Source organism: ANME-2 cluster archaeon, assembly GCA_014237145.1.
Classification (GTDB): domain Archaea; phylum Halobacteriota; class Methanosarcinia; order Methanosarcinales; family Methanocomedenaceae; genus Methanocomedens_A.
The window spans coordinates 92,512-108,162 of record JAAXOC010000065.1 but is presented as its reverse complement, the minus strand read 5'-3'; the positions used below and the strand labels follow the sequence as shown (position 1 = coordinate 108,162).

Annotated in this window: 11 protein-coding genes; 5 read left to right on the top strand and 6 right to left on the bottom strand. The window is 45.2% G+C overall.

Going from position 1 to position 15,651, the window contains the following annotated elements; genetic code table 11:
* Window positions 1–286 precede the first annotated feature (286 nt).
* Both ilvD and HF974_08765 read left to right on the top strand, forming a co-directional pair.
* Complete coding sequence (gene ilvD / locus HF974_08770) at window positions 287–1,957, top strand: dihydroxy-acid dehydratase (GenBank protein MBC2698406.1); 1,671 nt, start codon at window positions 287–289, stop codon at window positions 1,955–1,957.
* Between the two features lie 85 nt (window positions 1,958–2,042).
* Window positions 2,043–2,423, top strand: a complete 381-nt coding sequence (locus HF974_08765; protein MBC2698405.1) for a hypothetical protein — start codon at window positions 2,043–2,045, stop codon at window positions 2,421–2,423.
* Between the two features lie 325 nt (window positions 2,424–2,748).
* Here the strand turns inward: HF974_08765 and HF974_08760 are convergent, their stop codons facing one another.
* From HF974_08760 to HF974_08735, 6 genes are all read right to left on the bottom strand, one after another.
* Entirely contained in the window at window positions 2,749–3,897 is a 1,149-nt protein-coding gene (locus HF974_08760) for a cytochrome c biogenesis protein CcdA (protein MBC2698404.1), read from the bottom strand.
* Window positions 3,860–4,312, bottom strand: coding sequence for a hypothetical protein (locus HF974_08755; GenBank protein MBC2698403.1), 453 nt, complete (start codon window positions 4,310–4,312; stop codon window positions 3,860–3,862). Before HF974_08755 ends, HF974_08760 begins: the two co-directional genes overlap by 38 nt.
* Complete coding sequence (locus HF974_08750; GenBank protein MBC2698402.1) at window positions 4,309–5,202, bottom strand: carbohydrate kinase family protein; 894 nt, start codon at window positions 5,200–5,202, stop codon at window positions 4,309–4,311. Before HF974_08750 ends, HF974_08755 begins: the two co-directional genes overlap by 4 nt.
* Before the next feature lie 17 nt (window positions 5,203–5,219).
* Window positions 5,220–5,579, bottom strand: a complete 360-nt coding sequence (locus HF974_08745; GenBank protein MBC2698401.1) for a DUF555 domain-containing protein — start codon at window positions 5,577–5,579, stop codon at window positions 5,220–5,222.
* 72 nt (window positions 5,580–5,651) lie between these two features.
* The gene (locus tag HF974_08740) at window positions 5,652–5,942 is read right to left on the bottom strand and encodes a DUF357 domain-containing protein (protein ID MBC2698400.1); all 291 of its coding nucleotides are present in this window, start codon (window positions 5,940–5,942) and stop codon (window positions 5,652–5,654) included.
* A gap of 644 nt (window positions 5,943–6,586) precedes the next feature.
* Window positions 6,587–8,281 (bottom strand): hypothetical protein, encoded by a 1,695-nt coding sequence (locus HF974_08735; GenBank protein MBC2698399.1) that lies wholly within the window; start codon window positions 8,279–8,281, stop codon window positions 6,587–6,589.
* 384 nt (window positions 8,282–8,665) lie between these two features.
* Here HF974_08735 and HF974_08730 point away from each other — a divergent pair, with 384 nt between their 5' ends.
* From HF974_08730 to HF974_08720, 3 genes are all read left to right on the top strand, one after another.
* Window positions 8,666–9,448 (top strand): hypothetical protein, encoded by a 783-nt coding sequence (locus HF974_08730; protein MBC2698398.1) that lies wholly within the window; start codon window positions 8,666–8,668, stop codon window positions 9,446–9,448.
* Between the two features lie 65 nt (window positions 9,449–9,513).
* Window positions 9,514–14,157, top strand: a complete 4,644-nt coding sequence (locus HF974_08725) for a hypothetical protein (GenBank protein ID MBC2698397.1) — start codon at window positions 9,514–9,516, stop codon at window positions 14,155–14,157.
* The gene (locus HF974_08720) at window positions 14,154–15,413 is read left to right on the top strand and encodes a hypothetical protein (GenBank protein ID MBC2698396.1); all 1,260 of its coding nucleotides are present in this window, start codon (window positions 14,154–14,156) and stop codon (window positions 15,411–15,413) included. The genes HF974_08725 and HF974_08720 overlap by 4 nt, the downstream gene beginning before the upstream one ends.
* Window positions 15,414–15,651: the final 238 nt, after the last annotated feature.

Sequence of the window (15,651 nt, the reverse complement as noted above, 5' to 3'; positions counted from 1 at the left end):
AATCTTAAGCGAAAAATGTGCGAGCCGTCATAGAAGACGTTAGGGAAGTTCACGACGTAGTCCATGCAGGTGTGGACGGGTTCATAGGGCGAGGGATTTTGCTGGAGATGATTGAAAAATACTATGAACACTTGAAAGCTCAAACATAGAGACCATAGTAAATACCCCATTCTCCCCACTTGTACCACAAATAATATTTTCACCCAGTACAGTATACAAACAACCCCCACCTAATATATCCAATAACTACAATCAATAAACATCACAACAACCGGAGCAATTCAACATGACACTCAGAAGCGATGAAGTCACAAAAGGAATAGAACGAGCCCCCCACCGCTCCCTGCTAAAAGCCATGGGAATTATCGATAACGAAATGGACCGCCCGTTCATAGGTGTAGTCAATTCCTGGAGCGAATTAATACCAGGCCACATACACCTCGACAAACTGGGAGAATCAGTAAAAGCAGGTATCAGGCTGGCCGGAGGCGTACCATTCGAATTTTCCACCATCGGCATATGTGATGGTATAGCCATGGGCCATGAGGGAATGAAATATTCACTACCCAGCAGGGAACTCATACGCGATACCATCGAGCTAATGGTACAGGCACACAGGTTCGACGGCATGGTAATGATACCCACCTGCGATAAGATTGTACCCGGTCACCTGATGGCAGCGGGCCGGCTGGACATCCCCACAGCAGTAGTCACAGGAGGCCCCATGCTGCCCGGATTCGTGGACGATGAGGAGAGGGACCTGATATCTGTGTTCGAAGGCGTGGGAGAGCGGCAGAACAACAAGATCACAGATGAGAAACTAAAGGCACTGGAAGATTGCTCATGCAGCGGTGCCGGTTCATGTGCCGGATTATTTACAGCCAATACCATGGCCTGTGTGACAGAAGCACTTGGCATGAGCCTGCCGGGCTGCGGTACCACCCATGCCGTGGATGCTAAGAAGTTCAGGCTGGCCAAAGAGACAGGTATGAAGATCATGGAACTGGTAGAGAAGGACATCACTGCCAGACAGATAGTAACCCCTGAGGCCATCGACAATGCCATCATATTGGATATGGCCATCGGCGGCAGTACCAATACGGCCCTGCACCTGCCAGCCATAGCCCATGAGTTCGGAGTGGACCTGCCGCTGGACAGGTTCGATGAGATGAGCCGCACCACGCCCCACCTTACCAACCTGAGACCTGGCGGGAACCATTTCCTGCTCGACCTCGAACGTGCGGGTGGCGTGCCTGCCGTGATGCAACGGCTCGGTGACATGCTGTCCCTTGATGTGCTTACCGTAACAGGTGATACCATGGCAAAGAACCTGGAAGGCTTCATACCAGTAAACCCCAGGACCAATGCCAGTGTCATCAAGACCCTGGATGACCCAGTACATCCCCAAGGCGGGATCGCCATACTTAAAGGCAACCTTGCACCTGAGGGTTCGGTCATCAAACAGACTGCGGTCCATCCTGATATGATGGTACATTCCGGGCCAGCCCGGGTGTTCAACAGCGAGGAGGAATCCATGCATGCCATCATGGACAGGCAGATAAAGGCCGGAGATGTAGTGGTCATACGCTACGAAGGACCAAAAGGCGGCCCCGGCATGAGGGAAATGCTCTCACCCACATCTGCCATTGCAGGTATGGGCCTGATCGACTCCGTGGCACTTATCACAGACGGCAGGTTCTCAGGTGGCACACGTGGCCCCTGTATCGGGCACGTGACACCTGAGGCTGCACAGGGCGGTCCCATCGCACTGGTGGAGGAAGGCGATACCATCGAGATAGATATTCCTAACCGGCTTCTGGACATAAAGGTGCCAGGTAATGTACTGGAAGAGAGGAAAGCCAGGTGGAAAAATCCTGTAGTAGAAACTAAAAATAGCTATCTTGCCAGATACCAGCGGTACGTGGGTACTGCATCCCGCGGCAGCATCCTTGAATAGGAGGATGTTTAGCACACTATTTTTACCTGTTATGGCTGTCATGATTCACTTGAATGGATATTGATCAAGTCAAAATGGAGCCCGGATGCTGCAAAAGGAAGAAAAAATAACTATCATCCTGATGGTTATGTCACTACTGGTATTGATCATTGTATACTTCGGTTTTATTGTTGATAGTATGGAAACCTCCCAATTTTCAGATCAATCGGTCACAGGCGACCGGGTTGTATTGTATGGTGTGGTAGTCGGAAAAGGAGGGACCGTTACCGGTGACCACCTGATACTTAGAGTAGATAGTGAAGGCAGCAGGGTCAAAGTCTTTATCCACTGTAATAATGGTGCTGAAAAGGTCAATAATATAATTGATATTGCAGATACAGTTGAGATTACAGGTACCGTGGAAGAATACCAGGGAGAAAAAGAGATTGTGGTGGAGCAACCTGGTGATGTAAAGATACTGGGGTAAAGATACTTTGCAAAAATAGTAATTGCCATACTTTTTGAAATGGATACGATAATAGTGTATATTTTATAATAATGAGTGATAGTGTGCTGTCGCCTGACGCACTAACTCCGGAGCTTCATCCACTGGCCAATACCGTTGTCTACTCCAGTAACCCTCTATGCCAGGCAATATCGCAGGAATATACCGCATTGGGGTTGTCTTATCGATCATAGATAGACTTTGTCAATAACTCACGCAAGGACCTATACAACACGGTTATTACTTATTCGGTTTAAAGATATAAAAATCTTGGCTACATAAATGATAATCAGGATGGGTTATCGATTCAAATGATATTAAAATATATCAACACCGCAAGCAGTAGCAGCACGACTCCCGTCACAATCCGTATCTCGACACGTCTATTTTCCCTGAGGTCATTGACCCGTTCGGGGCTGAGCCCGAACGCCAGCATAATACCCAGGATAAGCACCGGCAGTATCACACCCAGGTTATAGAAACAAAGGTATATGGCCCCGTCAGCGATTTTGCCCTGTGCTATCAACATGTCCAGTATGGCAAAATAGACCGCACCCACGCATGGTGCCTTGATCATTGAGAACATTGCACCTGCAAGAAATGAAACCATGACCGTATTCCTGTGCTCAATTCCTTCAACCAGTTGTAAGAATGACCCGGACGTTTTGAAACTCGACCTGTCATGCACCTTCAGGTGGTACGCATCATAAAAATGCCACAATCCAAGCAGTCCGATCAATACCACCAACAGCACAGTAATAGTATCCTTGATCTCAGGCTGCTGTTTAATCACACCCAATAGGCCCATCCCCACTACCATGAACATAACAAATATACCTGCACAAAAGCCACCCACGATCTTCAGCAATTCAGTGCGGTTTCCTTTTGAAGATAGGGTCAATGATGCCAAAAATGCCATTACAGCCAGTAAACATGGATTGAACCCGGCCAGCAGACCCGCCAACAATACAACAGGCAGAGATAACTCAGGTAATATATTCCTGCCATCTGCAGGCTGGACAGAGTTATTTTCAGGAATTGGAGGTGCATTTTCAATCCCTGCAACCAGCAGTTCTTCCAGTCGTTTCTCATCGCCATTATAGTCCGGATATGTTATAGTGACCTGGTGATTGATGACCACGGCAGGGACGGTAGCTATTCCGTACTCACTTACCATGCGGTCATATACTTTCATATCACCATAGTCCGACCATATCTCATATTTTGAATAGGAGATGTTGTCATATCCCCGGACAACCTTGTCCACTATAGGTTCGGCATCGGCGCATTTTAAACAGCCGCCCTCATAAAAATATTCCACTACTACTGAATCCGCTTGGACCACTGAACCTGCCTGGCCGCTTGCCGTAATGGGAAAAAACAGGACTATTGACAACAATACCAGTAAAGTGAAGCTATTAATGGCATGCAGTGGAAGTACAGGTCTCTGTTTCATAATTGCTCTCCGAAACCATGCCAGTAGTCAGGTTAGCGATCTCCCCTGTATAAGGAGATACATAACTCTCTACAACATACAGGGACTTGATGCCAGAACATGCACAATTGCGCTCCATCATCTCTACTTTCCAGTATGTCTCATCTTCCTGAAGCGCGCTGTTGTTAGTCTCGAAACCCTGGACTAACACGGTCTTATTACCCCTCCATTCGGGCCTTTTAAAGTTCTCTGACATGTATTCCACAGCAACAGGGTCTTGTTTTACGATTTCAATTGCCTGTGATGCGTTTATCTTAATTGGAGATTCTTCCGGTTCACCTTGCTGGTCTGTAATATCAATGCATGCAGAAACTGCAATAATTACACTGATAAGAATAATTACTCCTGCTACGTTTGCAAAAACCTGGTGAGTCATAATTCAAATTCCTTATAATAATCATTAAACCTTTCCCGCATTTGCTCCCAGGTGGGCAGGTTTGTCTGGCAGCCAACTTTCTCCACCACAAAAGATGCCGTAGCAGACCCCACCCGTCCGCACACATCCAGGGAAAAACCCCTGGTATATGCCACCAGGAATCCTACACGGTATGCATCGCCCGCACCCGTTGGGTCCACTGCATCCACCTGTACGGCAGGGATGAACATCCTCTTCCCGTCTGTGTATATCTCGCTGCCACCTTTATCCAGTGTGACCACTACCAACCCGATATCCGCTTCCAAGTCTTCACGGGAGCGCCCTGTCATCCGGGCGAGCCGTTCTATCTCATGGCGGTTGGTGAACAGGATATTAGTATGTTCCAGTATGATATCAAGGCATTCCCTGGAATACACTACCAGGTCCTGTCCAGGATCAAATGAGACAAAGTCAGCGAGCCTGGCAGCCTTTGAATTGAACACAGGATCGGCAGTAGCCAGGTGTACGAATTCCAGGCGGGGCGGTTCAAGTTTTGGGAAATCATTTGATGCCCCCCAGTAGAAATAGGTTACCTGATCATGGTCTTCATCAGTAAATATGAATGCTGAAGCCGTTTTTTTGTCCCTGATGTTGTACAACAGACTGATATCCACACCCAGTCGTTCCAGGTGCCGCTGGTAATCAGACCCTTCAAAATCACAACCTACAGGCGAGACCAGCTGGCTTTTTCCTCCAAGGGTGGCTATTCCTGCTGCAATATTTGCTGCACCACCGCCAAAGTAAATGTGGTAATTATTTATGGGCATTGACGAGTTGGGCGGTGCAAACCGTGTTACATCGAAGAGGTGGTCATATGCGGTGTGCCCTATTATAGAAATGGTTTTGTCCAAGAGAAATACCCCTTATCTTACTCATCTTCATCAGAATATTCCAGTTCAGTGACCTCTATCACATTGAGTGGAATATTTTTCATTACTTTGCCTATAACAGATTTCGCTATCCTGGCAGCGTGTTCCTCATTCTCGGCATCGAATACACGCATCTCAAGCATCAGTCCCACAAGTGCGGTGTTGGCTGTGATGAACACACTATCAAATGGTTCATCACAGGCAGGACAATACGTGGTGCCAATATTTATTTCAATAAATTCCAGCTGTGGATTCAAGCGTTTTCCTGCCTCTGCAATGGCCACTCCCATTGCATCATCAACTGTTTCAATGTCTTTTACCAACCAGGCTGCTTCTAATATTACCTTGTAATTCATCAACATACAACAATCAATCCTCACATATTCTTTCAACTTTTATCATCTGTTTTGCAATGTTTTATCTTTGAAATCCTAAATGGCAAACAATTCGGGATTTTTTACTGTAAATACTCCCAATCGTACGCCGGCATCCAGCCATGCATGACCATAACTGAAACATACCAGGGCATTGACCTGATCTTCACTCTTTATGAAATGGACACCGTCATTGTAATAAGACCTGGCCATCTCAAGATAATCATCAGCTATCTTCTTGAGATATGACCCTTCTCCTGCTGAAGTCTTGACGTCTTTCAGTGCCCCTTCCAGCATAACCATATACCGTTTGGTCTTCTCTTCAAGATTTGCAGGTTGAGACTGCATCAACCTAAAATTATCGGGAAATAACGTAAATGTTCTTATTAATCTCATGTACGCCTTATTTCCCGTCCCACAGGTCCATCTAAAACCATTCCAGGACAAAATATTCTTGTCCATCTATGTCGACTTCGATATTTTGGTGATGATCGATGGGGTTTTGCATTCTACGCATATAGCAATCAGAAGTATAAATTGTGCGCTTACCCGTCATCGGTTGAGAGAAAAATTAGGATATGGAACACAAATCTCGCGAATGACGCGGATACCCGCGAATTGATTCAAGAAGGTTGTCACTAATCTGGCATCAAGTTTATTTGTATAATGCAAATTGGTTTTGGGACAGCTTGTGCGGATGAGTTTAATGACTTGTCGGATGAGAATGTTAACACGTGGCTGTCTAATTTTATTGACACAAAAATTAAATTGATTTCATAGATTTATTGTGACGCACTTCACATGACCTTTGATGAAATTAAGTTTCGAAAGAACCCACATTGTCCTGTATGTGGTGATCTTAATCGTTATACCCAACAGCTCTGCTGTAGGGAGCTTCATTCATTTTTTTTATTTTTCAGGATTGGCAGGGAAGAGTGATCAGCTGAGAAATCAGGTTCCTGGTAAATTCAAACAAAAAATGTGGGAGTTATTTAACTCCCCTTACCGTTTTTTCTTTTACACATATAGCCAAATAGCAGCACACAAATTGTTATGATACAAAGCAGGGGTTCTATGTTAGCGCCCATCACCAGCTTGTTTGAGATGGACAGCAATGGCGTGCACTGCATGGTCAGAGAGTAGGTAGGATCAATACCAACAATGAACAGATCGGTCATATGGTATATGCCCACACCATTGATCGTATAGTTAATGTAGGTCTGATTGCCCGGGATACCGTCCGCTTCCAGGGTGCTGACATTCCACCAGTATGCCATGCCCTGGATGGGTGTGACCACTGCCTGGCTGCCGTCATATGCCGTACCCCAATATACACTGGTAAAGTTGGTCGGGATGATATCATAGACAATGACCGTTGGTGGGGTCTTCAGGTTACCTTTGTTATGTATCCACAGCGAGATGTCATAGTAATCAGCGGTGGCATTCTTGGTAATTATCTTACGTACCTCGATCAGGTAGCCGTTGATCACAAAGATTTTTTCCCGCAGTACATATGAATCGTTAGTGGTAAGATACAACTTGCTGATCTGACCGCCGGCACCGGTAAGGTTCGCCGAAAGATCAACATCTATCCAGCCCACTGGTACCGGATCAGGGAAATCATAAATCTTCCATTCCGATGCACTCCAGGGATTGTTCACTGAATTCGATATTTCACCGGGAGTATACGTCTGGCTGTCGAATGCCGCACTCAGGTTCAGGTTTGTATCATTGGTGACATACACAGTGACCAATGAAATAGTGTAATTAATATTTTCAGTATCAATATTCAGTATTTCAGGAGTGAATCCCCAATCATCTCCTCCGGTCCCGTTCTCACTGGTACCGAGCTGGTTCTTCTGCAGGTTGATCCTGAAACCAAGCGTTGTGGCTGTCGGATCCTCGTTCAATGTTATCCCGCTTCCTGAAATGGTGGTATTGGAAATGGTAAATGCGAGACTTGCATTTCCTACATCGAATTCCTGGGATGATTGGGGCGTGGAACTGTTATGTGCATCAGGATCGCTTTCACTGATGGTAAAATATAACGTGGCGTTCGGATTTGAGCTGTTCAATTCTGCAATGGTCCACGTGATGGTGGCATTGTTGTTGGTTATAACCGATGAACCCAGATCGGGATTGTCATTTGAGAAATTGAAATCATATGCACCGTTGCTGTTTATGTTGGCTGCGGTTTTGATCAATGTAATGCCGGTAATATCTGCAGTGGTATTGCGGGTCAATGTCAGGGTTGCATTGGTTGAATCATTTACCATGATCATATTTGAAGTATAGGATTCTGAGAAAATGATAGGTCTTGATGCTGAAGACAGACTATAATTGACAAGCACAGAACTACCTGCATCCAGATAATTGATATGAACGATCACATTGCTTCCCTGAACGGTCACATTGGTGTCGGTCGATGTAGTGCTCCAGGTAGCAGGAGATGTGGTCCCGGAATTGAAATTTATTGAAATATCATATAGTGTAGTACTGCTCAATGTATTGGTGATGTTGATCTGACCGGTACCACTAACTGGGCCATTGGCCATAGTCCCATTATAGGTATCTGCCACACTGATGTATTCAGTAACTTCAATGTCCAGTACATCAGTTGCAGATACCGGTACAATGGATAATAGAACCAGCATCAACACAATCGTCATTAAATAACTTTTATTCATATACATATCCTGCCTTTAAAACCAATTTACTCTTTTTATGATTATTGCTTTTATATTCAAAATCAACGAATTTGAATCCAGTTAATTTTATACTTCTATTTTAATATATTTTAAATTAACTAGATTATGTTTGGTTATTTTTATATATATTTCAATATATTCAAAATTAATTGAATTATGTTTAGTTACTTTTATATATATATTTTATGGTGATTACGGTCTTGGGACAAAATTATTAGACTTGATTTTCAAAGATGTAGTGAATAAGTTACCAATGGATTTAAGGAGGGATTGGTAAGTACCTTATCATAATCCATAAATAATGATTAATGTTATATGAGATAAAAAAAGTGTAATTATAAATAATGAATTAAATTAAGATGAATGAGAACGCTTAATATTTTCATTTTAAAAAAAGGGAAAATGATGGGCTTAAGTTTCAGGATAATTTGGACATTGCTGATTTTGAGCTGGATAATCGGAAGCAGTTCAGGTCAAACAGTAGTAGAGGTGTACGATCATTACAATGTTTCAATAACATTGGATAAGGACAAGGCTCACATTAAGGAGACAATTACAATAAAAAACGTAATTACTAAATCTATTGTTCCCGGATATGTAGACAAAACCCTTATATGTTCGTCACAAAACAAACTGTTGTTTATCCCTCTTCCAGGAAAGAAGGATCGTTCTGTAGATGTGGAAAATGTGGTAGTCAGCTTTGGTACCAGCCGTATCACTGACGTGCAGGTGACCCAGACCGATAAAAGTACAACCATACGATACGGGCTCTGGTTCCCCATATCTCCCGGCGAAAGCCAGACCGTGGTGTTGGAATATGACTATCTTGATTTTGCAGACCCCGGCATTCTGTTCACCCGGGGTTACTATCCAATGGCTGCCAATATTCCCATCAACAATGCACACATCGATCTTGACCTGCCCACTGGCAGCCATGTCACCTATTCAAGCGCAAGGAAAAGTACCTCGCAGGATCTGGTCTCATGGTCAAAGGAATCCCTGGGAACAGATCCGTGGCTGTTGAAATTCGAATATAGCAGGATCCCGCTGCCCACATCACCCATACGGTGGTCTTTGTTATTATGGATATTTATCCTGGCCGCAGCTGTAGTATGGTCTTACCGTCATTGGAAACCGGAAAAATGATACAGGGGTGAAAACGATTGGGGCAGGATAATTGGAAACTCCCCAAAGCATACGCAGTCCTCCTAGTGGTATTGTTCTTATTGTGGGGGAGTTCAGCACTCCCGGATGTAAGTAATGTGTCCACGAACAAATCCGCTTATAATCCAGGAGAAACGGTGCATATCACCATCAATCATACTTCAAATATCACTGCATCAGTGATAGATCCATATGGAAGCCAGAACCCGCTGGTCCTGACCCCATCGGACTTGGGTTATCTGGCAGAATACAGCCCTCAACAGGGTGTTATACTAGGAACCTACACAGTGCAGGTATTCGGGGAGGGTTTTTCAGATAGTAGCATGTTTAAAATACGTTCATTATCCATTCATCCGGATATTAATGAAACATATCCATTGGGTAATGTATCTCTCCCAGGTGAAGTGGTGGATGCAGAAAGTGGGAATGGAGTAAATGCTTCTCTGGATGTTACTATTAATGATGAGATGATCAACAGTTACGCCAAAGCCGGTGATTTTTTCCTTAACTATTCTGCTATTACTACGGGGTATAAGACCCTGACCATCACAGCCGTTGACGATGAGAACATTACAGGTACTATTACCACAGGTTTTGAAGTACATTTCCACCCTGCTGAAAACCTGTCTATTACCACGTCACAGGTGCTATATGAAGCAGGCCAGAATGTGGATATTCGTGTGGTATCGGGACAGGTTACACCTATAGTATGGGTGATGGACCCGCTGGGAATCTTTACTTCAGTCAAAGTTTCTGGCAAGTGTGGTATATATTCAGGAATGTACAGCCTTGATAAACACATCATCCTGGGTGAATATTGGGCAGAGGCTGAGACCGAGAACCCGGCTGACCATGTAAAGGCTGCATTCAATGTAACAGCTCCTGTCGAGTTGTTAACAGCACTCCAGGATGCCGGTGTAGAATTCTCAAGGCTGCTGTCAGGACCCAGGACCGTGCAGCATAAGGTGCCGCCGCTGGCAGATATTCAGGTAACAGTGACTGCCACGGTCTTATCACCAGTAATCAATACATCGCTCGTTGAATATTACCCCGACGGATGGACAATAAAAGATTCAAATGGCGGGACAGTGGATACTGAAAATAACACCATCACATGGGATGCGGGCGATGTGGAAAATAATGTGTCCCGCACATATACCATATTCAGCCCCCGGCGGACAATGCCTAGCACCAAGTATTTCTTCAACACCGAACTGGTATATGACGCTGGATCTGACATGAGTAAGGATTGGATGGTTGTGGTGTCCGACCCTGATACAGAACAACCGGTCATAACCAATATTTTATCGAATCCTGATCCGCAGGTAATCAATACACTGGTAAATATTACAGCAAATATCATAGATAACATTGGCGTCAGTACTGTCTACATCAACATCACCCTCCCCAACAGCACCTCCACAGGCAATCTCTCAATGACAAAGAACGGCGGCGATTTGTGGTACTATAACTACACGCCGCCCATTGCTGGCCTGTACAATGTAACCATCTATGCCAACGACACATCAGACAACTGGAACTCTTACACAGGTAATTTTACAGGTGACGGACCACCGGTAATTAATTCAATTTCTGATATCCCTGATCCCGTTGAGAATGGGAATAACATTACTATTCGGGCAAATGTCATAGATGATTTTACTGTCAGTTCTGTCTGGGTAGATATTGAAGGAACGAATTATAGTCTTGTTAAAATAACAGATCTTTACCTGTTATCTGCCATCCATCGTGGTGTTAATAGACCACAGGTTTTCACCAAGGATGAAACATATTACCCTGCTAATTTAAAGGACTCCAATAGAAGGTTCTACCTAAACTTTTCTAACAAATTAGTAAACGGCAGCGTCTTAAGAATATATGCCAAAAAAAACCAGGGTCGTATTATTGGAATCTATGATCTGTCCGATACCTCCGGGTCAAATCCTATCGGCACATTCACAGTTGTTTCGAAAGGCGGTGAATGGCATAATATCACTTTAGCTAATATTTCAACGCCAACAGATGCGATATGGCTTGGGGAAGGGATGGGAAGTGGCACCGACCCCAAGGATAATTTTGACTACATTTATGCAACAGAAAATACATGGGAATATGACTATAACACAAGCGATCTCAAACCTGGAATATATTATTATACCGTTTATGCCACTGATTCTGCCGGAAGTAATGCAGCACCTACAACAGCAAATTTTACTGTCCGGGACACTGCCAAACCCGTCATTGAAAATATTTCTGTAACTCCTGACCCACAAGCAGCTAATAATCCAGTCAATATCACTGCAAATGTAACTGACAACCTGGATGTTAATACGACTTATATCAACATCATTCTCCCCAACAGCACCTCCACCGGCAATCTCTCCATGACAAAGAACGGCGGCAATTTGTGGTACTATAACTACACGCCGCCCATTGCTGGCCTGTATAATGTAACCATATATGCAAACGACACATCAGACAACTGGAATTCCTCCACTTCCAATTTCATGGTGGAATTCCTGAGGGTTAATTTCAGCTTTTATTCGGACAGCAGCTATACCACCCAGACCAGGGATTTTAACATCAATGACATTATCTATATCCGGACTTATGTGACCTATAGCAATTATACCAATCTCAGCGGTGCCCTGGACAGCATTAACGTGACCGTCCCAAACCACACGATCTATGTGGTCTCTATGGTGGAGAGTAGCCCGGGCATCTACCGGTGCAACTTCAGTACTACCCAGGCTGGGAGTGATTACCAGTTCTATGCCCTGGCCACTACACCTAACGGCATCACCGGTATAGATACCGATACCCTTACCCTGCCCATCTATACCAGTTTTGCGCCTGGCACCCTGGTCATACCCATGGGTTCCCAGCAGGATGTCGGTGCCGCCGGCGGGAACTATCCCTCCCAGGTATCAGCCTACGGCCTGGTCCACTGGCTGCTGGCCAACGATACATGGGTGGACTGGGTGATACTGCACGACAAAGCCTACGATGGATTTGATTTCAATGCTACCACCGATGATGACGCTTCCAACACCACAGGTACTATAGCAAACAGGAACTATTCATCGGGTCCGTTCCTCATCCGGGACCCCGATACCAGCACCTTCTTTAACGAGGCATACAACACCATCCAGCAGATCCGATCTGATACCGGCCGATACAATGATGTGGTGGTGCACGAGCTTAACCAGACGCTATATATAGAGACCAGGGATGATTATATCCTGGACCGTCCGGCCCGGATCGCTGTTCGGCAGACCGATAATACATTCATTGACTACATCTGGGACACCACCCTATTCCCCGCATCCCCAACTGCGGGTATGAACATGAACGCCCTTACCCTGGCTCAGATACGCAGCGGCGACCTGCTGACCAACGCATCGGTAAACTGTTCCAAGCGCAAGGTGTATGACTGGGTGTTCCTTGACGATGATGATTTCTGGGACACGGCCTTCTTCCCTGTGGGGGACGACCTGTTCTCCCAACTTGACCTGTTCGTGAACAAGACCGGCCACGTGCACCTGCAGGGCAAGGGTGTCACCATGAACACCCGCACGTCCTGGCTGACCACAACCACAGCCACCTATGAGGAGGACGATTACCCCAACAAACAGCAATATTCGGTATTGAACAGTTCAGCAGACCATCCTCTGGGCCAGACCTACGGGACTTTAGTGTTCGAGAACCCGCTGCCCTTCGATGCCTTCGAACATGACAATAACTGGCGTACCAACACCCTGGCCCTGGCCGGAGTATCGGAATCAGGGATCAATGACGGGTTCGGGGTCATGTGGGACCAGGGAGTGAACAATGGGGCATACATGGACTGTATATCGGGTGCCTCTGAGGATAATTATGCCTTTGTGGTATCAAATTCCTACGGTGGTGTGACCTCAGCCCTGGTGGGCAAAAAGCAGATGACCATCCCTGAGATGCGGCTGGCCCTGGATTCGGTACTGTTCAGCGTGGTCACCCCACAATTCGATCACAGCCTCAATTACCCTGATATCAGAAATGGCGGCACCTCCAACCTGACAGTGACCGGCACCGTGGATTCGGGCATGCTGGTATATGACCTGAGGATATATGATGAACTGCCGACATATGTGAGCCTGAACAATTCATCCGTCACCCTCAATGCACCGGGCAGCTATACCTACCATACATCCAACAATACCCTGGAATTCAACCTGGGCAGCCCCAACAAGTCGGCAATACACAACGGCACATTGTTCTCATATGAGATCGCCATCACTCCGCCCCCGGACCTGCCAACAGACCTGATGATACTGGATTCCACGGTTGTGTATGATGACAACTGGAACAAAGTTATCACATCTTCCCACTGCATTACCGTGCAGACCATCAACTACATGAGCTTTTCAGCCAGCAAGTGCATAACACCCGGTTTTGCAGACAATTATTCTATCACCCTGAACCTGACAAGCCTGGTGAACTTCAACCAGACCAATGTCAACATCTATGACCTGGTCCCGGCCAATTTCAGCATTGTCAATCCCGTGCCCGATTATAACGGCTCCCAGACCAACAGGTACTACTGGACCATGAACATGACCGCCGGGGAGAGCAGGACAATAGCCTACAACCTGGTCGGGACCGGTCTGTACAGGATCAGCGATGTTTTCACTGTGGGGGTGGATCCAGTATGAGAGGGAATGTAACATTATCCCAGTTGCTTCTTATTACGTCAATAACTCTCCTCTGTACATCTCAAGTATCAGCAATACCCCTGGATCTCCAGCTCAATTCCACTGAATATATTAACGGGCTCATCTTCTATTCGGATGGTTCTCATACATTGATTAATGCCACAGGATCTCTCTTTATTACTAATCCCTCATTGAACCTGACGGTGTCAGATGTTAATATTGATTTCACGGGAAGTATCACGCCTGCCAGTATCCACATCAATTCCATCGGTCCCAATATAACCCAGGTGGTATCTTACCAGATTGATAGTTCCATGATCACGATCCCCCTTTCAGTATTTGAGACCTTCACCCCGGAAATCCTGGACCATGAAGTTAACCAGACTATTGTTTTTAATGTCTCCATCAATAATTCAGGAAGCGAAAATGTAAGCATCGTCCTGTTCGAGAAGACGTTCCCCCCAGGACTGACCTTCTTTAATCTCTCAGCCACGACCGGTGCTGCAAGTGTGGTAAGCAATAACCTGTCATGGGCAGGTTTTACCATCCTCCCTGGTACCAGTGAACAGGTACAGGTTACTTTCTATACTACCCCCACATCCGATATACTGATACCATCTTCGAACCTGGTCTTCAGTGTTCCTTCATATTCGGCGTCCACAGCCCTGTCATTATCGGCTGTCACAACTACCAATTTTACCCTTGAGAAGGAACAAATCACAATCGACATATGGAGGGTCGGGGTCAGGGTGTGTGATGAAACTGAGTTCAATTATTCGTTGTATGGGGTAGAGGTCTACCTGTCCGACCCTCAGTTGAATGGATCTGTGATGATCAAAAACTACAGCCTGAATGTAAATCTGCAGCCCGGAGAATCCTGGCATGATAGCTTTTTGTATAATTATTCAAGCGTTCCCGTGTTCTTTACCCGGATCTATTATTCAATTCCCTGTGATCTCTCAGGACTGTCAATGCCGATGACACCGGTTAAAAGTGGAGGATTCATCTTAAAATCTACTGTTACCAGTACACTTGACACATCACATCACGTGGTCAGGGTGATAAGACCGGGTAATGGAGAAGAAAAGGAAACAAAACCCTATGAGGATGAGATCCCTCCTATAGAATTGGCTCAAGGAAAATCCGGTATTCAAGTCACATCTGATCAAGAAAATAACCTGCCTGAAATAATCGGGGCAATCATTTTTGTTGTGCTGATATTTTCATTATTCTGGATATTATTCGCTAAAAGATGAAAGAATGAATGATGAAGAAGAAGAGTAAGATACACAAAAAATCAATGAAAATGTATTATCCCAATATGAGCTGTTCAGGATTATACTAAACCGTATATGTTTTTTGTGACTTTCTGCCACAGAGAGCACAGAGAACACCGAGATGCTTTTTCCGCCCCAAACTCCTTTCTCTGTGCTCTCTGTGAGCTCTGTGGCAGTCATATACAGTTCCAAATTATACTTACGGAGTAGTATATTT